Here is a 20,208-nt window from a genome sequence, read left to right as displayed (position 1 = left end):
CGATTACCGTGGGGGCGTGACCACGGCTGCGTTCTTCTCCTCGTTCGAAGCGGGCGATCCGCAGCCGGTCGCTCCCGGGGCGCGGGTGGACGACGGGCCGCGCCGGTCGCCGACCGCGAAGACCGGCGTCGGGTTCACCGGGCGGAAAGCCTTGCGCTACCAGGCCGGGCCGCCCGTGACGCTGTTCGAGGTGGACATTCCGGTCACTGACCACAGTGCACTGTCGTATGTGGTCTTCCCCGCCTCCGACGGTCCGGTGCCCAGCTACCGCAGCACGTATGTGGCGCTCGACGTCGAGTTCGACGACGGCAGCCGGGCCGGGTTCTCCCCGGAGGCGAAGAAACTCTACGTGGACCAGTGGAACCTGGTGCGCCGTCCGCTGGGCGCGTTCGCGGGACGGCGGGTGCGGCGGATCCTGCTGGCGACCGGGTTCGACGGCGACGCGACGGGCTGGCTGGACGACGTCCGGATCGCCGAGCACCCGCCGCGGCGAAAGGACCCGGTCGACCGGGTCCGCACGACTCGCGGCACGCATTCCAGCAACGAGTTCTCGCGCGGCAACACCTTCCCGGCCACCGCGGTCCCGCACGGGTTCAACTTCTGGACCCCGGTCACCGACGCACGGGCGCTGAACTGGTTCTACTCCTACCACCGGCACAACGACGACCGGAACGAGCCGCGGCTGCAGGCGTTCGGGCTCAGCCACCAGCCGAGCCCGTGGATGGGCGACCGGCACACCTTCCACCTGATGCCCGGCACCGGCCCGGTCGAGCCGGATCGCGGGCGGCGTTCGCTGGCGTTCAGCCACGACGACGAGACCGACCGGCCGCATCACTACGGCGTCCAGTTCCGCGGCGGCATCTCCGCCGAGGTCGCGCCGTCCGAGCACGCGGCGATGTTCCGGTTCATCTTCCCCGACGGCCGCGGCTGGGTGCTGTTCGACAACGCCCGCAACCGCGGCGGCCTCCGGATCGACGCCGAACGCGGGATCGTCACCGGCCACACCTGGGTGAGGAGCGGGCTGTCGACCGGCGCGCGGCGGATGTTCGTCTACGCGGAGGCCGATCAACCGCCGTCCGGCGGCGGGCGCATCCGGCGGCCGTTCTGGCGGACGGTGACCGGGAGCCTGGAGTTCGCCGCGCCGGAGGTGACGCTGCGGATCGCGACGTCGTTGATCAGCCTCGCGCAGGCGAAACGCAACCTGGCGCTGGAAATCCCGGCGGGCACGACGTTCGGCCAGGTCCGGGACCAGGCCCGGGAACGGTGGCAGGAGGTGCTCGGCCGGGTCGAACTGGAAGGCGCGTCCGAGGACGAGCTGACCACCTTCTACTCGTGTCTCTACCGGCTGTTCCTCTATCCGAACGTCGCGCACGAGAACACCCCGCGCGGCATCCGGCACGCGAGCCCGGTCGTGCGGAGTTTCCGGCCGAGCACGCGGCGGCGCACCGGCGCGAAGGTCGTGGACGGCGAGTTGTACGTCAACAACGGCTTCTGGGATACCTACCGCACCGTCTGGCCCGCGTACGCGCTGCTCGCGCCGCGCCAGTGCGGCCGGATGATCGACGGTTTCGTGCAGCAGTACCGCGAAGGCGGCTGGATCGCCCGGTGGTCCTCCCCCGGCTACGCCGATCTGATGACCGGCACGAGCTCCGACGTGGCGTTCGCCGACGCGTACCTGAAGGGCGTCACGAACTTCGACGTCGAGGCCGCTTACGACGCCGCGCTCAAGAACGCCACCGTCGCCCCGCCGCGCGCGGGCGTCGGCCGCAAAGGGCTCGACCGCTCCGCGTTCCTCGGCTACACCCCGGCCTCGACGCGCGGCGGCCTGTCCTGGGCGCTCGAAGGCTGTCTCAACGACTTCGGCCTCGCCAACCTGTCCGACGCGCTCGCCCGCGAGAGCAGTGGCGCTCGGGCCCGCCGGTTCGCCGACAACGCCGTCTACTTCCGCCAGCGCGCCCAGCAGTACGGCAACCACTTCGACGCGCGGATCGGCTTCTTCCAGGGCCGCACCCTCGACGGCGGCTGGCGGCACCCGGCCGCCGGGTTCGACCCCGAAGCGTGGGGACCGGATTTCGTGGAGACCAACGCGTGGAACACCGCGTTCTCCGTGCCGCACGACGGTGCCGGTCTCGCCGCGCTCCACGGCGGACCGTCGGCGTTGGAAGCGAAGCTCGACGAGTTCTTCCGGCTCCCGGAGACCGGTCAGGGCGGCCGGATCCACGAGATGACCGAGGCCCGGGACGTGCGGATGGGCCAGTACGGGCATTCCAACCAGCCCTCGCACCACATCCCGTTCGTCTACGCCTTCGCCGGAGCGCAGGCGAAACTGCAGCGCACCGTCCGCGAGGTGCTGCGCCGGCTGTACCTCGGCAGCGAACTCGGCCAGGGCTATCCCGGGGACGAGGACAACGGCGAAATGTCGGCCTGGTATGTCTTCACGGCCCTCGGTCTGTACCCGCTGACCGTCGGCAGCCCGAGGTACGCGGTGTGCGCGCCGCTGTTCCGCTCCGCCACCGTGCACCTCGAGAACGGAAAGGACCTGGTGATCCGAGCACCACGCGCCGCGAGCGCCGACAGCGCGGCCGACACGCCGTACGTGCACGGCCTGACGGTCGACGGCGAACCGCACCCTTCGGCCACCCTCGCGCACGCGGTCCTCGCCCGCGGCGCAGAGCTGGAATTCGACGTCCGTGCTGAGCCCGGCGACTGGGGCGCCGAACCGGTCACCCCGGTCTCCCCGGCGCCGCTGCGAGACCTCGCCGGCACCGGGATCGCCGCTTTGACGGACAACACCAGCCGCACCCAGGCCGTCTTCCGCACGCCCAGGCCGACCATCACCTTCACCGCCGAAGGCGAGCCGCGCGAAGTCGTCCTCTACACGCTCACCTCCGGCGCCAGCGCGGGCGATCCGCGGGACTGGGTGCTCGAAGGCTCCGACGACGGACACCAGTGGCGGACCCTGGACGAACGCTCCGGCGAGGTGTTCCGCTGGCGGCGCCAGACCCGGCCGTTCGCGCTCGCCGACCCCGCCGCGTGCCGGCACTACCGGCTGCGGGTCCGCGCCTCGACCCGGCGGCGCGTCGCCCTCGCCGAGTGGCAGCTGCTGGCCCGATGATCACCGACGTACGCAACGCTTTCCTCGACCGGCTGGCGGCCGCCGACCCCGGTCTCGTCCGGCTGCGGCTCGCCGCCTCGGCGGTGCTCGGCATCGTCCTCGCGGTGCTCGCGATGGCACCGCTGCATTTCCCGCTCACCACGACGCTCGTCGCGGCCATCGCGGCGATGATGAGCGCGTTCACCGTCAACGACGCCACCAGCGGCGGCCAGGCCGTCACGCTGCTGCTGGCGCTCGTGGTCGGGGCCGCGTCGATCACCGCCGCCTGTTTCGGCTCCGCCTACGCTCAGCTCGACAGCATCGTGTTCGTGCTGCTGATCTTCGTCGCGGTGTACGTGCAGCGGTTCGGCGCGCGCGGCATCGCGCTCGGGTCGATGGCGTTCTTCCTGTTCTTCTTCCCGATGTTCCTGCAGGCGCACCTCGCGCAGGTGCCGCACCTGCTGATCGCGCTGGCGATCGGCGTCGCCGCGAACGCGGTCGTGCGGTTCCTTCTGTTGCGCCGCAACGCCGAAAGCGAGCTGATCCGCTACCGGCAGGCGTTCCGGGCGCGGCTCGGCGCGGCGGTGCGCGCGACCGAGGCGTACATCTCCTCCGGCGGTTCGGACCGCAGCAACCGGCAGATCCGCACCTCGATGGAACGGCTGCACGAAGTGGTCCTCCTGATCGAGGACCACGCTCCCGACGTGGTCGACGACCGCCGCGCCGACCAGCTGCGCCGCCGGGTGATCGAGGTCGAACTGGCCGTGCAGTGGCTGGTGATCACCGTACGGCGGACGTGCTCGCAGCCGCTGCCCGACGGCGTAGCCGACGATCTCGTGGCCCGGCTGTCCCGGTTCCGGTCGCTGATGGAACGCGATCCGCGCGACCTGCCGCTGATCAGCGAGACCGGCGAATACAGCCGGATGCTCGTGGAAGGCAGCCGGATCGACGAACGCGCGCATCCCGGCGACGGGGTCCGCCGCGCGATCGCCGAGCTGGCCGTCGCGGACGACCGGGCGCAACGGATCGCGAGCCTCCAGGCGGAAGTGGATTTCCCCGCCGGAGAGGACGACGAAGACGAACCGGCCAAGGCGTTCGCCTACGACAACCAGACCCGCGGCGCGATCCAGGCCGTGCTCGGCGGCGGGCTCGCCGTGCTGGCCGGGCAGCTGATCTCGCCGCAGCGCTGGTACTGGGCGGTGCTGACGGTGTTCGTCGTGTTCATCGGCACGTCCAGCGCGGGCGCGCGGTTCGTGAAAGGCATGCGCCGCACCGGCGGGACGCTGCTGGGCATCGTCGGCGGCGTCGCGCTGGCGCTGCTGGTCAGCGGCAACACCCCGGCGATCCTCACCCTGTTGCTGGTCTGCGTCTTCGGCATGGTCTACACGGCGCGGGTGTCGCAGTTCCTGATGGCGTTCTTCGTGACCAGCATGCTGGGCTTGCTCTACAGCCTGCTCGGCACGTTCAGCATCGAAGTGCTGTGGATCCGGGTCGCCGAAACCGCGGTCGGCGCGGCGTGCGGGCTGCTCGCCGCGGTGGTGGTGCTGCCGGTCCGCACGCGCGCGGTGATGCTGGACGACATCGCGATCGCGCTCGACGAACTGCACGAGTTCGTCGAGTCGGCCGCGACGCTGCTGTCCGGCAGGGAGAACGTGAACATCATCGAGATGTCCCGCGATCTCGACCGGGCGGTCGAGCAGGTGCGGCTGACGATCGAACCGCTCACCCACCCGATCAACCTGCGCAGCGCCCGCCGCGACTACGGCTGGCACGTGCTGACCACGCTGGAGGGCATCGCCTTCCGCGCCCGGCACGTGGCCGCCCGCGCGCAGCCCGGCCAGCTCGCCGGTCCGGTTTCGGAACGGCTGGACCAGTTCGCCGGCCGGATCATCGCGAACGTCGACCTCGTGCACGAGGCGGTCGGCAACCCGGGCGGCACCCGGTCGCGCAAGCTGGTCCGCGACGACGGGACCCCGGTCGCCGACCGGATCGACGAGGCCGAGACCCGCGCCGTGCTGTCCAGCCTGAGCCACCTCGACGAGGGGCTCATCGCGCTCGGCCGCGTGCTGGGCGTCGGCGCGCAGGACCCGCCGCGGCACAGCTGACCTACGCGGAGGCGGTGTCGAGAATCCGCAACTCGTCCTCGCTCAGCCGCACGTCGTGGACCGCGACCAGCGCGGGCACCTGCTCGACTGTCCGCGCGGAAGCGATCGGCGCGGTCACCGTCGGCTGCTGCGCGAGCCAGGCCAGCGCGACCGTCGGCATCTCCGCGCCGCGCGCGTTCGCGACCTCTTCCAGTGCCGCGAGCACCTTCACGCCGTGCTCGGTGTCCGCGTAACCGCCCGCGAGACCGGGCACGTTGCGGATGTTGTCCACCTGCTGTCCCGGCCGGTACTTGCCGGTCAGGAACCCGGACGCCAGACCGAAATACGGGACGCAGGACAGCCCGTGCCGCTCCACGATCCCCCGCCGCTCGCTCTCGTACTCCCGCGCGACGAGGTTGTACTTCGGCTGCAGCGCCACGTACTTCGCCAGCCCCTCGCGGTCGGAGAACTCCAGCGACGCGGCCAGCCGTTCCGCGCTGATGTTCGACGTCCCGATCGCGCGGACCTTGCCTTCCTTCACCAGCTCGTCGAGCGCGGTGACGATGTCCCCGACCGGGACGGACTCGTCGTCGAAATGCGTGTAGTACAGGTCGATCCGGTCGGTCCCCAGCCGCCGCAGCGATTCCTCGGCCGCGGCCTTGATGTTCGCCGGCGCGAGCCCCTTGAACCGCGGGCTGTCCCCGACCTTCGTCGCCACGACCAGGTCGTCCCGGTTCCCGCGGGAGGCGAGCCACTTGCCGATGATCGTCTCGGACTGCCCGGCTTCGTTGCCCGGGAAGTGGTACATGTACGAATCCGACGTGTCGAGGAAGTTCCCGCCCGCCTCGGCGTAGGCGTCCAGCACGGCGAACGACGCCGTTTCGTCGGCGGTCCAGCCGAACACGTTCCCGCCGAGGCACAGCGGGGAGACGGCGAGGCCGGATGAGCCGAGCGTGCGAAGTGCGACCATGATCGCATTCAAGCACTCCCGGGCCGGGGAATGCCCGCGGCGACGGGAGATTCTGCCCGGCCGTACCTCGCCCGGCCGCGGAGCTGGCAAGATCGTCCTTCTCGGACAGCTTTCTGGGGAGGCGGCTGATGAGAAGACCGGCGGTCGGCGATCCGCTCTGGCTCGGGCGGTACCAGGTGCTCGCGGAACTGGCCCGCGGCGAGACGACCCGGGTGCTGCTCGGCAGCGGACCGGACGACCGCCTGGTCGCGCTCACGCTCCCGAAATCCGCCGAGGACAACGGATTCCGCGCCGAGGCCGCGGCGTTGAGCGCGGTTCTCGAAGCCGATCCGGACGCTTCGACGCCGTGGCTGGCGCAGGAGTTCCTCCCCGGCCCCTCTCTGCGGGACGTGCTCGACGCGCTGCCCGAACCGGCGGTCCTCCGGCTGGCCGCCGGAATCGCGGCCGACCTGACCCGACTCCACAGCGCCGGGCTGGCACACGGACACCTGACGCCGGCCAACATCCGGCTCACCAGCGGCGGAGCAAGGCTCATCGCCCGCGCTACCGGCGACGACCCAGCAGAGGACCTGTTCGCGCTCGGCACGCTTCTCGCCGCGAAGACCGCACTGCCCGAGTTCCTCCGCCCGTGCCTCGCGGAAGACCCGGCCGACCGGCCCACCGCCGCCGAACTGCTCGAAACGATCAGCCCGGCGGCCGACCCGTGGCCGCCCGCCGCCGAGAAGCTCATCGCCGAGCGCACCGCCGAACTCGCCCAGTTCCTCGACGACCGGCAACCGGTACCGCAGGACGACCCGGTGATCTACCAGCTCTCGGACTCCCCGCCGCCTCCTCGACGCCCGGCACCGCGCTGGCGAATCCTCATCGGCGCGCTCGCCGTGGTGGTCGCCGGACTCGCCGCCTGGCTCGCCTGGCCGGGCCCGCCCGCACCGGACGCGCTTCCTCCCGCGCCCCAACCGCCGCTCGTCGAATCCGGGTTCCTCGTCGCGCGCGGGCATCCGCAATTCGCCACGTTCAACCACGACGGCCGGCTCCTCGCGACGGCGAACGCCGACTTCACCATCGACGTCCTGGACGTCGTGACCCGCAAACCGGTCGGACCGCGCATCGGCCCCTTCCCCGAAACCGGCCTGCCCGGCATGACCTTCCGCCCCGACGGCCTCACCCTGGCCACCGCGCAGGTCAAAGACAACCAGTTCACCGCGCGAACCTGGGACCCGCGAACCGGCCGGGAAATCGGCGAACCCCTCGTGCTCGAAGACATCGACCGCGACGGAGCCTGGCCCGCGCTCAGCGCCGACGGCAACTTCGCGGCGGTGCCGATGGTCTCCCCGCGCAGAACCGAACTGTGGCGCGTCGCCGACCGCACCCGCGTCGGCAGCATCGAAACGCCAGCCGCCTTCCGGAACGTGGAATTCAGCCCCGACGGACGCACCCTCGCCGTCTACCAGCGGGATGGCCACTCCGCCCACACCAGTCAGCTCGGCCTGTGGGACACGGCTTCGCTCAAGCCGGTGGGAAACCCGATCGTCTTCGCCGAAACCGAGCCGGTCTGCTGCATCGCCTTCCGGCCGGACGGCCGGACGTTGATCACCACCAGCGCCGGAGGTGGCTCGCAGCCGAAGGTGCGGCAGTGGGACACCTCCACGCACGAGCAGCTACGTCCGGCCTTTTCCCTGGCCCCGGCACCCGTGAACGGGGAAATGAGAGACGCCTACGTCTTCATGGCTTCAGCCGGGCTGGACGACCAGCACCTCCTCGCGCTCGCGGCGGGCACCGTCACGGTCCGGGACCTCGACGGCAAACAGGACGGAGCCGGTCTCCCCGGAATCCTCGGCTTCGCGGTCAGCCCGGACCGGAAAACCCTCGCCACCACTACCGGCTCGACGGCGGACACCACCGTCCACCTGTGGCGCAAACCCTGACCCCGCACCGAATGCCGCGACCGAGCGCTCGATCCATCCCCCGCCGCCTCTGAACCAGGCGGTACCCGCGAAGGCCCCGCATCGCGGCACTCCGGGCCACGCCGCGATCCGTTGCCTCCGCCGGATCAGCGGGCGAAAGCGGGCGGTGCGCCCATCGGGCTGAGGTGCATGCCCGCGATCCGCCATCCGTCCTCGCCGCGGACGAGCACGTGCGTCGCCCGGAACGTCCCGTCGACGCGGTTGCCCTGATGGGTCGCCTCCTGGTCGTGCACGCCGATCGCGATCGCGGTGTCGCCGTGCACGCGCAGCTCGACATCGCGCCAATCCAGCCGCCGCGTCGCCAGCGCACCGGACCGGTAGCGGCCCAGCCACTGCTCCCGGTCGAGCACGAAGCCGAGCGGCCCGACGAGCCGGAAGCCGTCGGCGACCAGGGCGCCCAGCGTGTCCGTGTCGCCCGCGACCTCAGCGACGGCCCAGCGTTTGCCCAGTTCAGCGATCTCCGCAGTGTCCATGATGCCCTCCAGCGCCGATCAATGAGACACCACAAACGTTAGACATCTAATCGTTCGTCGTCAAACAGTTAGAGTTCGACGAACCTGCGGTACCGTCTCCCCGTGCCCCGACCCGCCACCCCTCCGCTCGGCGTCCTCCTCGCCCGCACCGCCAAGACCGCGGGCCAGGCGTTCGACCGCGCACTGGCCGAGGTCGGCGGATCGCAACCGGTGTGGCAGATCCTCATCGCGCTCAAAACCCGCCGGCACGCGAGCCAGCGCGAACTCGCCGACGCCGTCGGCATCCAGGGCGCGACGCTCACCCACCACCTCAACGGCATGGAGACCGCGGGCCTGCTCACCCGCACCCGCGACCCGGAAAACCGGCGCGTGCACCAGGTCGAACTCACCGAACACGGCGAACGGACCTTCCACCGCCTCGCCGACGCCGCGATCGCCCACGACAAACGGATGCGCCGAGGATTCACCGAGGACGAGATCGCGACCCTGGCCGCATTGCTCGGCAGGCTCGCGGAAAACGTGACACAGACGGACCCGTGAGCGCCCGAGGAAGCGCTCACGGGTCCGAGCCGCACTGTTACCGGTTTACGGGCAGACCTTCCAGGAGAAGTGGTAAACCGTCTGGACGCTGCCGTCCGTCGAGTCCATCGTCAGGAAGCTCGTCGTCTTCGCCGGGTCGGAAGAGCCGGCATACGCCCGCAATTCCGTGTTGATGTTCAGGTTGCGCTCCTGGCCGCACGGTTCGTAGATAATCGCGTCGATGTCCGTCGAATCCGAGAACTGCCAGTCATTGTCGTAGAAGCCGTCGAGCCGATGCGTCTCGAACGCGGTCGGCGAGTTTCCCTGGAAATAGTAGTTCGCGCGCTCCACGCCATACGCGCCCTTTTCGAGGTGCCCGAATCCGCGGTAGTCCGCCGAGGCGATCCCGTACGTGAAGCCCTGCGGCACGTGCACGCGGAGGCCGATCTGGCAGTTCTTGCGGAAGTCCGTCGGCTGCGCCCCGACGCCCACCTGAGCGGTGTATTGGCTGTAGGTGACGGTGAAAGCCGTGTTGTCCGCCGAAACCGAGACCGCGGCCGAGTCCGGCGGGCAGCCGGTCCCGTTCACGGTCGCGACGTCGATGATAATTTTGTCCGGCGGGGGATTCTGCGGCCACGAATGCGGGGTAATAGTCGAAGAAAGGGCCAAAAGCGCAGCGGCCATCGTGGTAAGCATGGGTTCCTTCCCATTACTTCCGAGGGGTGGGGGTTTCGACAGGGTAGCGCGAGAACTACTCTCCGAGTCCCACTGAATGGAGCAACGCACTTGCTTAGCTGCGCACAGCAACGTGTTAACAAACCGTTGACAAAAGCTATTATGGAAAATTGACGAATCAACAAAAATGATTCAAAAATACACGACTCAGAACCACCCGCCCGGCTGGTCCGGACAATTGCGGCGCAAACCGGCCCGAAAACCGGGGCAATTGGGACAGTTCGAGCGCCGCACCGGCCAACGCGCCACACCGGGCGCCTCGCCCGATTCGGCGAATTCCCCCGGCGCCGCCGCCCGCCGCGGCCGCACTCCCCCGCCCCGGCGCCCCCGGACCCGGCGCGCCCGCACCGGCCCGCAACGAGATCGTGATCTCGAGTTACGCCCTTCGGCGCGCGACTTAAGGCGGATCGCCCCGGCCGCGAACGTGATCCTGGCTACCGTGACTGGACGCACCCGGACGACGCCCGCCGGTAGGGCTAGCATCCTCGGTACTAGCCAAAGTCGTCTCAAGCTGGAGAAGCGCAATGACCCAAGCCCCTGTCAACGTCACCGTCACCGGTGCGGCCGGCCAGATCGGCTACGCGCTGCTGTTCCGCATCGCGTCCGGTCAGCTGCTCGGCGCCGACACCCCGGTGAAGCTGCGGCTCCTGGAGATCCCCCAGGCGGTCAAGGCGGCTGAGGGCACCGCGATGGAACTGGACGACGGCGCGTTCCCGCTGCTGGCCGGCATCGACATCTTCGACGACCCGAAGCAGGCCTTCTCCGGCACGAACATCGGCCTCCTGGTCGGGGCCCGCCCGCGCAGCAAGGGCATGGAGCGCGGCGACCTGCTCGAGGCCAACGGCGGCATCTTCAAGCCCCAGGGCGAGGCGATCAACGCCGGCGCGGCCGACGACATCCGCGTGCTGGTGGTCGGCAACCCGGCCAACACCAACGCGCTGATCGCCCAGTCGCACGCCCCCGACGTGCCCGCCGAGCGCTTCACCGCGATGACCCGCCTCGACCACAACCGCGCGCTGGCCCAGCTGGCCAAGAAGCTGAACGTGGCCGTGACCGACCTCAAGAAGGTCGCGATCTGGGGCAACCACTCGGCCACGCAGTACCCGTCGGTGCAGCACGCCGAGGTCAACGGCAAGAACGTCGCCGAGACCATCAACGATCAGGCGTGGCTCGCCGACACCTTCATCCCGACCGTCGCCAAGCGCGGCGCCGCGATCATCGAGGCCCGCGGCCTCTCCTCGGCCGCGTCCGCCGCGTCGGCCGCGATCGACCACGTCTACACCTGGGTCAACGGCACCGCCGAGGGCGACTGGACCTCGGCCGGCGTCGTCTCCGACGGCTCCTACGGCGTCCCGGAGGGCCTCATCTCCTCCTTCCCGGTCACCGCGAAGGACGGCAAGTACGAGATCGTGCAGGGCCTGGAGATCGACGAGTTCTCCCGCCCGCGCATCGACGCCTCCGTGGCCGAACTGGCCGAGGAGCGCGACGCGGTCCGCAAGCTGGGCCTGATCTGAGGTTCGTTTTCCGCAATGGCCGCCCCGGAACCGGGGCGGCCATTGTTCGTTCTCGACGTCTTTGCAGGTATTAGAAGCTGCGGGGTGTGTAGAGCCTGGGGCAGCAAGTTGCCTTTCCATATCGCCCGCCGTATAGGTCGTTATACAGTTGAGAGTAGTTCGTGCAGGCGGCGGGCGACGCCGAAGTCGGGCACCGTCCGCGTTCCGTCCCGAAGATCCGCCGCCAGCTGTTCGTAGACCCGCCCCACATTCGCCGCCTGGACCGGCAGTTCGCTGGCCTCGTCCGCCGGAACCACCGTCCACTCCGGACTCCCCGGCGTCGACGAGCGAAGATCCAGCCGACCGATCTGCAGCTGCGCCGCCCACGGATCGGTCTCCGGCGCGGAGGTCAGCGCGAGATTCCCTTCCGTGCCCACGATCTCGATCCGCGTCCGGGGCATCGCCGTCTCCCCGTCGCGCAGATGAACGGACACCACTGCCCCACTATCGAGTTCGGCGTGCGCGAGGAAATGATCCGGTGCCGTAACCGCGATCGGCTCCCCCGTCTCGGCGACCCGATGCGAACTGTTCCGGATCGCGGTCCGGGCAGTCAGCTCACGGATCGGCCCGAGCAGGTGCTGCACTAGATCCAGCGCGTGTCCACCGAGGACCTCGACCAGCCCCGCCCCGGCACGACGGTCGTACGTGTAGGCCGTCCATCCGGGGACCTCCCGGGTGTTTCCCTTGCTGCGCGAGCTGTACACGGTCGCCGACTGCACCTCGCCGATCTCGCCCTCGGCGATCAGCGCGCGGGCCCGGCGGACGGTCGGCGAGAACCGTGCCTGCAGCCCGACAGCCGTGTGCACTCCGGCCCGCTCCCCTGCCTCAGCCAGCGCGACAGCTTCCGCGGCGGTCGTCGTCAGCGGCCATTCGCAGTAGACATGCTTGCCCGCCGCCAACGCGGCCGTCACCAGCTCCACGTGCGCGGGCACGTTCACCGTGACGACAACCAGGTCAACGTCAGGATGCTCGGCAAGACTCCGGGCGTCGGTGAACGCGTGTCGGGCACCGAAGCGGGTGCGCGCCTCTTCCGCACTGCTGGTGCGAGTCGTCGCGACCGCGGCGAGCGAGAAGCCGGGCGACGCGGCGATCGCGGGAATGTGCGCCCGCCCCGCCCAGCCGCGGTCCGGGTTCGCGCCGAGGATTCCGACGCCGATCGGCTTGGTCAAGTCCCCACCTCCGCTAAGCGGGTCAATGTGTTCCGTTTTCGCCAAGCTACCAGAAGCGGAACAGCGTGACCCGCTTGGTTTAGACTGCGGGAATGCCGGACTCCGCTGTCGCAGCGCTGCTCGCCCAAGGCCAACCGCGCGCCGACGCACAGCGCAACGTCGAGCGGCTGGTCGCGGCCACCCGCGAAGCGCTCGACGAACTGGGACTCGCGGTCACCACTCGCGACATCGCGCAGCGCGCCGGCGTCGGCCTCGGCACGCTGTACCGGCGCGTGCCCTCACTGGACGCACTTCTCGCCGCGATCCTCACCGACACCATCGACGAGATGACCGACCGCGCCGCACACGCGCTCGACTCCCCCGGCCCCTGGCAGGGATTCGCGGAGTTCGCCGAAACCTACGTCCAGCTGCGCGCGTCCAGCTGCGGACTGCACGACGCGCTCTCCGGCCGCGGCGAGCGACTTGACCTGGAACCGCGCATCAACCGATTGCAGCGAGCGATGCGGCAACTCGTCCAGCGGGCGCAAAAGGCTGGCGTGCTCCGCGCCGACCTCGATTGGCGCGACATCCCGTTCGTCCTCGCCACCGCGATCCCGCCTAGCCACACGATCGGCCTCGTCCCCAGCGATGACCAGTGGCGGCGGAATCTGCGCATCATCCTCGACGGCCTGCGCCCGGCACGATCGCTTGCTCCAGAAGACCCCGCAGAGCCCGCTGCTCCTTCTGATTGAGCCCGGCCAGCGGCGAATCCCGGACGAGCAACTCGAGCAGCCGCTCCCGCAGGGCCGTGCCGTCCCCGGTCAGGACGAGATGCTTCGCGCGGCGGTCGCTCGGATGCGCGCGACGCTCGATCAGGCCCTGTTTCTCCAGCTTGTCGACGACGAACGTGGCGTTCGACGGCTCGCAGCTCATCCGCTCGGCCAGCTCGCGCATGGTCATCGGGCCGGTCAGCTCGCGCAGCGCGGTCGCCTGCGCGGCGGTCAGCCCCAGCGTCACCGCGCGCTCGCGAACGTGGTCGGCGATCTGCTGCGCCAGCCCGTTCACCAGACCGCACAGCTCCCGTTCGGCGATCGCCCGAGGTTCCGTCATGGCCCCATCCTAGCAACTCCATCAAGTCAGCATATTTAAAGCTTGAATGTTTCTAGCTTGATGCTTATGGTCGAGACGGACCGAGGGAAGGGAACGAAACCGTGCTCGACGACCGACTGCGCCGGCCCGCACTGCTCCAGACTGTGCACCTGGGCGAGACGAAGGTGTCCTTCGTGCCGGACGGGGCGGTGCAGGGGAATCCTCGCAAGTGGCTGCCCGGCAGCACTGCCGAGACCTGGGCCGCGCGCCCGGAATACCTGGACGACGACGGTTACCTCGTCGCGAGCATCGGCGGGCTCCTGGTGGAACGCGACGGCCGGGCACTGCTGGTCGACGCCGGATTCGGGCCGCAGTCGGTGCCCGCTGAGCCGGGAGCGCCGAACGGCCTGCTGTACGGCGGCGAACTGCTCGACAACCTGGCCGCGCTCGGGCGGAAGCCGGAAGACATCGAGGCAGTGGCATTCACGCACTTGCACTCGGACCACATCGGCTGGGCGTGGCAGTCAGCGGCGTTCGACCATGCCGAATTCCTGGTGCCGGAGCCGGAATGGACGCGTCGCGAGGCGTCCAGCGAGATCGACGCGATGGCACCGCGGGTGCGTACGGCCGAGGACGGGCAGGAGGTGTTTCCCGGCGTCCGGATCCGCTTCGCGGCCGGGCACACGCCAGGACACGCCGAGTACGTCATCACCGCCGGCGGCCGGCGGCTGATCGCGTTCGGCGACGCGGTCCATTCACCGGTGCAGATCGAAAATCCCGACTGGTCCTGCGTGTACGACCACGATCCGGTCGAGGCGGCCGGCCACCGCAGGAAGCTCGTCGCCGAACTGGCCGAACCCGGCACGATCGGCTTCGGCAACCACTTCGCCGACGTCGTCTTCGGGCACGTCCGCGACGGCCGCTGGCATCCGCTCGACCGCTAGGGTCGGGCGGATGGCCCGGCTGATCCATCTCAACGGCCCGTCCGGCATCGGGAAATCCACCGTCGCGCGGCGGTACGCCGATCTGCACCCCGGCGTGCTCGCGCTGGAAGCCGACCAAGTGGTCACCATGATCGGCGGTTGGCGGACCGCGTTCTGGGACACACTGCCCGCCGCGCGGCGGCTCGCGGTCGCCATGGCGGAAACCCATCTGCGAGCCGGGTTCGACGTGGTCATGCCGCAGCTGGTGACCCGCGTCGAGCAGGCCGAGCGGTTCGAGGAGGCAGCTCGCGCGGCAGGCGGCGAGTACGTCGAGATCATGCTCACCGCGCCCCGGCCGCAGGCGAAGGCCCGGTTCGCCGCGCGCGGCGACCACGCGGCCGCCGACGCGATGGCCGAACTGGGCGGACCGGTCGTGCTCGACCGGATCCGCGACCACGTCGCGGAGTACCTCCCGCTCCGTCCACAGTGCACAGTGCTCGACACCGAACACCTCGACCCGGACGAAACGTGCGCGAGCGTCACGGCCGTCGTTGCCCGCCGAGCAGCGGCGGAGGCACCGAGTGCACGGAACGGGGACCAAACGGGAAACCCGCCGCCCAGCCCGGCCTGAGCGCGGTATATGTCGAGGAGTGCCAGGACACAGAGCCGACGCGGTCCGGCCGCCGCTTCCCGGACGGACCGCGCGCACCCGCGCCGGGGGGCGGGTGCGCCCGCGGACCGGATTCGAGGGCACGGCGGCCGCTCCGGAAATCGCGGCCGACCCCAGCACTGTTCCGCTTCGCCGCGGCCGAGAGTTCGCCGGAATCGCAACGCCGTTCCCGCTTGCCGGCCCGGCATTCCTCGATCCGATCCCGCGCAGGTCCTTCCGGAAGAGACTCCCATGCCCGAACCCACGGACTTCCTCACGCCGCCCTGGCTGCTCAGCGCGACCGACAGCGTCGCCCTGCGCGCCCTCGCCGCGGGCATCCTCGACAGCACGGCCTCCGACCTCGACCTCGCTTATTCCCTAGCGACCCGCGCCCCACTAGCTCTCCGCGTCCTGGTCCCGGCTGGCGACCGGGCCGCCCTCGAAGCGGTCGCGAGCGGCGAAACGATCGGGCGAACCGCGTCCGAGCATCCCCGGCTGACCTTCGTCTCCCGCGGCACCGACCTTCCGCACGGACGGGAAACTGAATTCGCGCAACGGTTTCCGCTGTTCGCCGACACCTTCGACGCGATGTTCGACGATTATCACGACCACCTCTTCGCTTTCCAGGCCGCGCTGTGCCGTCTGCTGGAATCTTGGGGCCTCTGCCCGGAGACAGTCGCGCGGGTGAGCAAGCAGCCCTGGGACGACACCAGCCTCGTCCTGGACCTCACCCCGGCCTCCGTCCAAGACCTGCTCGCCGAGGTCGCCCGGTTGCACACCGCAGGAACCCCGGTGGGCTGGAACGCAGTCTTCGCGGGCAGCGGCGCCCGGCAGGTCGACCTGCCCGCCGAAGCCATGCTCCACCGCCCGCGGTGGGTCCCCGTCCCGGCCAAGCCCGGCGCAGCCGAAATCGTCGAAATCCCCGCCAGCAACGACCTCCACTCCCTCACCGCCCACACCCTCGACGCGCTTCAGCACCGCGAAGACCGGCTCGTCGTCACCACCAACGCCACCGGACCCGACCCCGACCTCGCGAGCGCCGCCGTCTGGGGTTTGGTCATTTCGGCCAAGATCGCCGCCGTAGACCTCGACGCGCCGATACCCGCCGCCGAGATCCTCGACCTCGTCGGCGGCAGCACCGAACCTCAGCTCGCCATCCGCGACGGAGTCCCGCACGCCTTCCGGATCGGCCCGGCCACCGTCCGGACTGCCCGGCCCATCCATCCGTCCGGCACCGTCCTGATCACCGGCGGCACCGGCGGAATCGGCACCCAGCTGGCCGATCACCTCGTCGCCGAGCACGGCGTCGCGCACCTCGTGCTGGCGAGCCGAAGCGGCCCCGCCGCACCCAACGCCGAGCATCTCCAGGACCTCGACGCGGACGTCCGCGTCGCCGCCATCGACGTCGCCGACCCGGGCCAGGTCGAAAGCCTGATCGCCTCCTGCGATCCGCCGCTGACCGCGGTGATCCACTGCGCCGCCGTCTTCGATGACGACGTCCTCGCGGAGCAAACCCCCGAACGGCTCGACCCGGTCCTGCACGCCAAAGCGGACTCCGCCTGGATCCTCCACGAAGCCACCAAACACCTGCCGTTGTCGGCATTCGTGCTCTTCTCCTCCATCGCAGGCACCCTCGGCGAAGCCGGACAAGCGAACTACGCCGCCGCCAACCGGTTCCTCGACGCCCTCGCCGCGCACCGGCACGCAATCGGCCTGCCCGCCGTCTCGATCGCCTGGGGCCGCTGGGATCCCGCCGTCTTCGACGCCGCCCTCGGCAGCGAAGAACCGGTGCTGATCGGCCCCGGCACCGCCCCGGCCGCGGCCGAACGGTCTTGCCCGCCCGAAGGAATCTTCCCCGCACTGCTGACGAATACCCCGGCCGGAAGATGACATCCGTCATCGGGTCTGTCCACTGTGGGCCTGAATACTCACTGGCATGAACAAGATCCGGACGGCCGCCGCGGCCGCCGCCCTCGTCACAGGATTCTCCGTGCTCGCCCCGGCCGCCGCCGACGCCACGACCTCGCCGCTGACCTTCGGCATCTACCCGGGCGGGTACGCGGGAGGCGGTTCCACCACCGGCAAACCCGACAATCCGGCCAAGGTGCGGAAAGCGTTGGCGCAGCTGCAATCCGGGCACAAGCCGTTCCTGCTCCGCGACTACCGCGGCTGCGGCAGCACCTCCGCCGACGACGAAATGCAGTACCTGGCCCCGGGCCGCCGGCTCGACGTGGTGCTCAGCTACTCCGGCGAAAGCATGCCGGAATGGCAGACCTGCGTGGAGAACACCGTGCACCGCTACGGCCCGGTCGCCGACACGATCTCGGTGACCCTCGAACAGAACGTGCTGCCCAAACCGGACGGCGACACCGCGCTGGTGGAAGGCGTGATCGCCGGCAAGAAGACCGCCGACCGCGACGCGTTCGACCGGCTGCAGATCGGCTTCGACGAGGTCGCCTTCACCAAGCCGTTCACCCAGTTCTGGCAGCACCTCGCGCAGCTCGGCGGCACGGAGTTCAGCCGCTCGGTCGGCTTCGTCGGCATCGACCTCTACCCGGACGCCGGACTGCCCGGCATCCCGCCGCAGTCCGACCTCGCCGGGTTCGTCCACCAGACCCTGCACAACGTCCGCACCCAGGAGATGCCGATCGCCGGCCTCGGCCGCGACGTGCCGATCCGCGTGTCGGAGAACGGCTGGGCGACGCACACCGCCGAGCGCACGCCCGCCGCCCAGGCCCGTGCGCTCACCACCGAAATCCTGGCGGTCAACCAGGACCGCGTCACGGAAAATGTGGCCAGCTACGAGATGTTCGACCTGCGCGACGACGCCACCGGCTCCCCCAGCCCGTTCGACAACTTCGGCCTCATGACCGACGACTACGCCCCGAAGCCGATGTACTGGCTGTACCGCGGCCTGGTCTCGGCCCTCGGCCGCTCCTGAGCGCTTTTTGCTTTGAACGTGAGCCGGGCACTGAGCGAGTTTTCTTGCTCAGTGCCCGGCTGTATAGGTCGTTATACAGCCGTCAGCCGACGGAGATGTCGTCCGCGTAGATCGGGCTCTGGCCGTACCAGCCGTGGACGTAGATCGTCACCGCGCCGGACGCTCCGGTCTTGAACGGCACCGACAGCTTGGTCCAGCCGGCGTTGGACGTCCACGAGCTGGCCGTCGCTCCCCCGCGGACTCCCGCGTAGGCGTATCCGCCCTGCACCCACGCCGTCATCGTGTACGAGTGGTTCGGCGCGAGCGTCAGGTTCTGCGTCGCCTCCCCGGTCGTCGAGGCCGTCGGCGACACCTGCAGTGCGTGGCTGCCGGAGTGCACCGGCGAGGACACGATCGTCCCCCCGGTCCACGGGCTGAGCGCACCGGTCTCGAAGTTGCCGTTGATGACGCTGCCGGTCGGGCTGGTTCCGTTGACCGTCAACGTGTACGTGGCGGTGTGGCTGCCGCCGCCTGTCACCGAACCGGTGATGGTAAGCGGGTAGACACCCGGCTGAGTCGCGGCGGTCGTGGTGATCGACAGGTTCGCGCTCTCCCCCGCCTTGACCGTGGCCGGGCTGACCGAGGCGGTCACCCCGCCCGGCGCGCCGCTCACCGAAAGCGAAACCTGCTGCGCCGTACCGGAAGTCACCGCTGTGGTCACCTTCCCGGTCGCCGAACCGCCCGGGTCGACCGAAGCCGAGGCCGGGCTCGCCGACACCGAGAAGTCGTTGCCCGGCACCGGGGTTCCGCCGGTGAACGGCGCGAAGGTGTGGCTGAAGTACCACTTGTCCTGCGGGATGCCGGAGCAGGTGTCCTGCGCGCCGGTGCCCGGGCAGCTGCCGTTGTCCCGCTGCAGCGCCCAGAACGACAGCATGTTGATGCCCTTGGACACGGCCCAGTTGTAGACCGTGACCGCGTCGGCCGTGGTGAAGGTTTCGGCCGCGCCGAAGTCGTCGATGCCCGGCATCTCGGTGATGCCGACCATGCCCCACAGCTGGTCCTGCGACTTGTCCGGGTACAGCGGCGCCAGCTGCGACACCAGCCCGGCGGCGGCGGTCTGGGTGTCCTGGGCCATGTTGTGGGTCGCGTTGTCGTAGTAGTCGAAGGTCATCAGGTTGACCACGTCGACCTTGGCCCCGTTGGAAACCGCGTTCTGCAGGACGCCCAGCGCGCTGGTGAGACCGCTCGTGGTGGTCGGCAGCGTGTAGGAGATCTGCAGCTGGCGCCCGTTGGCCGCGGCCCAGTCCTGGACCTTCTTGATCGCCTTGTTCCGGCGGTCGACGCCGGCCGAGTTGGTCAGCGAGTTGTCCTCGATGTCCATGTCGAGGCGCGGCACGTCGTAGGTGGTGATCAGCGATTCGTACGCCGCCGCGATCTGGTCGACGTTCGTGCAGCTGTCGGCGATCTCGGTGGCGTTGTGGTCCGCGGTGTAGCCGCCGAACGACGGGATCACGTCCCCGCCGCGCGAGCGGATGGTGCGGAAGTCCGCGCCGAACGACGAATCCGCCACCGGCAGGCTCGCGTCGCCGTTCCAGAGGACGGTGCACGACCCCGAGGAGGCGGTCTGCAGGAAGGCCATCGTCAGGTGCTTGACGCCGGCTTCCTGGGCCATCGCGGCCGGGCTCTGGCCGTTCCAGGATTCGAAGTAGGGCGCGAACACGTGGCTGGGCAGCGGCGTCGCGGCGTGCGCCGGGGCCGCGGTGGCGACCAGCACGCCGAGCGGAGCCGCCGCGGCGGCCAGGACAGCGGACAATCGTGACAAGTGACTTCTTCGTCGCATGCGGGCTCCAGTGCCGAAAAAGGGGCCGTGCGGCGGGGCACGGCCGGAACCTTCCCAGAATTGGACTGGACCAGTCACCCGTCAAGGTCTAGACCACTAATGCGGCCGAACGGCCGGGTCGGATCGTCGGGCGCCACCGGGGCGGGGGGGGGGGGTGATTGTCAGAGCCCCACGCGCACGGAAGGGGTACGACTTTCTCTCTCCCAGCGGGGGTCCCCAAGCAATCATCGGAGGCGGCCGAACTGCC

16 protein-coding genes are annotated in these 20,208 nt (G+C 70.0%); 10 read left to right on the top strand and 6 right to left on the bottom strand.

Features of this window, described 5'->3' with window-relative positions:
• Window positions 1-16: 16 nt before the first annotated feature.
• Both ACZ7SW_RS06620 and ACZ7SW_RS06615 read left to right on the top strand, forming a co-directional pair.
• Window positions 17-3,115 (top strand): GH92 family glycosyl hydrolase, encoded by a 3,099-nt coding sequence (locus ACZ7SW_RS06620; protein ID WP_470229403.1) that lies wholly within the window; start codon window positions 17-19, stop codon window positions 3,113-3,115.
• On the top strand, window positions 3,112-5,199 hold the full coding sequence (locus ACZ7SW_RS06615; protein ID WP_470229402.1) for an FUSC family protein: 2,088 nt from the start codon (window positions 3,112-3,114) through the stop codon (window positions 5,197-5,199). The genes ACZ7SW_RS06620 and ACZ7SW_RS06615 overlap by 4 nt, the downstream gene beginning before the upstream one ends.
• A 1-nt stretch (window position 5,200) precedes the next feature.
• On the opposite strand, the gene ACZ7SW_RS06610 is transcribed toward ACZ7SW_RS06615, so the two are convergent.
• The gene (locus ACZ7SW_RS06610) at window positions 5,201-6,148 is read right to left on the bottom strand and encodes an aldo/keto reductase (RefSeq protein ID WP_470229401.1); all 948 of its coding nucleotides are present in this window, start codon (window positions 6,146-6,148) and stop codon (window positions 5,201-5,203) included.
• A 128-nt stretch (window positions 6,149-6,276) separates the two neighbouring features.
• Between ACZ7SW_RS06610 and ACZ7SW_RS06605 the strand changes: the two genes are divergently transcribed.
• Window positions 6,277-8,073 (top strand): protein kinase family protein, encoded by a 1,797-nt coding sequence (locus ACZ7SW_RS06605; protein ID WP_470229400.1) that lies wholly within the window; start codon window positions 6,277-6,279, stop codon window positions 8,071-8,073.
• Between the two features lie 125 nt (window positions 8,074-8,198).
• Here ACZ7SW_RS06605 and ACZ7SW_RS06600 read toward each other — a convergent pair whose 3' ends face one another.
• A complete protein-coding gene (locus tag ACZ7SW_RS06600; RefSeq protein ID WP_470229399.1) occupies window positions 8,199-8,585 on the bottom strand; it encodes a nuclear transport factor 2 family protein in 387 nt (128 codons plus the stop codon).
• Between the two features lie 102 nt (window positions 8,586-8,687).
• Between ACZ7SW_RS06600 and ACZ7SW_RS06595 the strand changes: the two genes are divergently transcribed.
• A complete protein-coding gene (locus ACZ7SW_RS06595; protein ID WP_470229398.1) occupies window positions 8,688-9,125 on the top strand; it encodes a MarR family winged helix-turn-helix transcriptional regulator in 438 nt (145 codons plus the stop codon).
• A 45-nt stretch (window positions 9,126-9,170) separates the two neighbouring features.
• Here the strand turns inward: ACZ7SW_RS06595 and ACZ7SW_RS06590 are convergent, their stop codons facing one another.
• Window positions 9,171-9,800, bottom strand: a complete 630-nt coding sequence (locus ACZ7SW_RS06590; protein ID WP_470229397.1) for a DUF4360 domain-containing protein — start codon at window positions 9,798-9,800, stop codon at window positions 9,171-9,173.
• A 563-nt stretch (window positions 9,801-10,363) separates the two neighbouring features.
• Between ACZ7SW_RS06590 and ACZ7SW_RS06585 the strand changes: the two genes are divergently transcribed.
• Complete coding sequence (locus tag ACZ7SW_RS06585; RefSeq protein ID WP_370936952.1) at window positions 10,364-11,353, top strand: malate dehydrogenase; 990 nt, start codon at window positions 10,364-10,366, stop codon at window positions 11,351-11,353.
• 140 nt (window positions 11,354-11,493) lie between these two features.
• On the opposite strand, the gene ACZ7SW_RS06580 is transcribed toward ACZ7SW_RS06585, so the two are convergent.
• Window positions 11,494-12,561: a Gfo/Idh/MocA family protein gene (locus ACZ7SW_RS06580; RefSeq protein WP_470229396.1), complete on the bottom strand. Its 1,068-nt coding sequence runs from the start codon at window positions 12,559-12,561 to the stop codon at window positions 11,494-11,496.
• Between the two features lie 92 nt (window positions 12,562-12,653).
• On the opposite strand from ACZ7SW_RS06580, the gene ACZ7SW_RS06575 reads away from it, so the two are divergent.
• Window positions 12,654-13,292, top strand: coding sequence for a TetR/AcrR family transcriptional regulator (locus ACZ7SW_RS06575; RefSeq protein WP_470229395.1), 639 nt, complete (start codon window positions 12,654-12,656; stop codon window positions 13,290-13,292).
• Here the strand turns inward: ACZ7SW_RS06575 and ACZ7SW_RS06570 are convergent.
• Window positions 13,216-13,650, bottom strand: a complete 435-nt coding sequence (locus ACZ7SW_RS06570; protein WP_470229394.1) for a MarR family winged helix-turn-helix transcriptional regulator — start codon at window positions 13,648-13,650, stop codon at window positions 13,216-13,218. The genes ACZ7SW_RS06575 and ACZ7SW_RS06570 overlap by 77 nt on opposite strands.
• Window positions 13,651-13,751: 101 nt before the next feature.
• Here ACZ7SW_RS06570 and ACZ7SW_RS06565 point away from each other — a divergent pair, with 101 nt between their 5' ends.
• The 4 genes from ACZ7SW_RS06565 (at window position 13,752) to ACZ7SW_RS06550 (ending at window position 18,142) form a co-directional block, all read left to right on the top strand.
• Window positions 13,752-14,573: an MBL fold metallo-hydrolase gene (locus ACZ7SW_RS06565; protein ID WP_470229393.1), complete on the top strand. Its 822-nt coding sequence runs from the start codon at window positions 13,752-13,754 to the stop codon at window positions 14,571-14,573.
• Window positions 14,574-14,583: 10 nt separating this feature from the next.
• A complete protein-coding gene (locus ACZ7SW_RS06560) occupies window positions 14,584-15,183 on the top strand; it encodes a P-loop nucleotide/nucleoside kinase family protein (RefSeq protein WP_470229392.1) in 600 nt (199 codons plus the stop codon).
• A 270-nt stretch (window positions 15,184-15,453) separates the two neighbouring features.
• The gene (locus ACZ7SW_RS06555) at window positions 15,454-17,091 is read left to right on the top strand and encodes a beta-ketoacyl reductase (protein WP_470229391.1); all 1,638 of its coding nucleotides are present in this window, start codon (window positions 15,454-15,456) and stop codon (window positions 17,089-17,091) included.
• Window positions 17,092-17,137: 46 nt separating this feature from the next.
• Entirely contained in the window at window positions 17,138-18,142 is a 1,005-nt protein-coding gene (locus ACZ7SW_RS06550; protein WP_470229390.1) for a hypothetical protein, read from the top strand.
• 82 nt (window positions 18,143-18,224) lie between these two features.
• Here the strand turns inward: ACZ7SW_RS06550 and ACZ7SW_RS06545 are convergent, their stop codons facing one another.
• Window positions 18,225-19,943, bottom strand: coding sequence for a glycosyl hydrolase family 18 protein (locus tag ACZ7SW_RS06545; protein WP_470229389.1), 1,719 nt, complete (start codon window positions 19,941-19,943; stop codon window positions 18,225-18,227).
• Between the last annotated feature and the right edge of the window lie 265 nt (window positions 19,944-20,208).

This window comes from Amycolatopsis sp. NPDC114484 (genome assembly GCF_055633755.1).
The sequence above is the reverse complement of the archived record's forward strand: the minus strand, read 5'-3'. Positions and strand labels throughout refer to the sequence as shown.

Coding starts and splice junctions, on each gene's coding strand:
- ACZ7SW_RS06615 (WP_470229402.1), top strand. CDS start 3,112: ATGATCACCGACGTACGCAACGCTTTCCTCGACCGGCTGGCGGCCGCC.
- ACZ7SW_RS06610 (WP_470229401.1), bottom strand. CDS start 6,148: ATGGTCGCACTTCGCACGCTCGGCTCATCCGGCCTCGCCGTCTCCCCG.
- ACZ7SW_RS06605 (WP_470229400.1), top strand. CDS start 6,277: ATGAGAAGACCGGCGGTCGGCGATCCGCTCTGGCTCGGGCGGTACCAG.
- ACZ7SW_RS06600 (WP_470229399.1), bottom strand. CDS start 8,585: ATGGACACTGCGGAGATCGCTGAACTGGGCAAACGCTGGGCCGTCGCT.
- ACZ7SW_RS06590 (WP_470229397.1), bottom strand. CDS start 9,800: ATGCTTACCACGATGGCCGCTGCGCTTTTGGCCCTTTCTTCGACTATT.
- ACZ7SW_RS06585 (WP_370936952.1), top strand. CDS start 10,364: ATGACCCAAGCCCCTGTCAACGTCACCGTCACCGGTGCGGCCGGCCAG.
- ACZ7SW_RS06575 (WP_470229395.1), top strand. CDS start 12,654: ATGCCGGACTCCGCTGTCGCAGCGCTGCTCGCCCAAGGCCAACCGCGC.
- ACZ7SW_RS06570 (WP_470229394.1), bottom strand. CDS start 13,650: ATGACGGAACCTCGGGCGATCGCCGAACGGGAGCTGTGCGGTCTGGTG.
- ACZ7SW_RS06560 (WP_470229392.1), top strand. CDS start 14,584: ATGGCCCGGCTGATCCATCTCAACGGCCCGTCCGGCATCGGGAAATCC.
- ACZ7SW_RS06555 (WP_470229391.1), top strand. CDS start 15,454: ATGCCCGAACCCACGGACTTCCTCACGCCGCCCTGGCTGCTCAGCGCG.
- ACZ7SW_RS06550 (WP_470229390.1), top strand. CDS start 17,138: ATGAACAAGATCCGGACGGCCGCCGCGGCCGCCGCCCTCGTCACAGGA.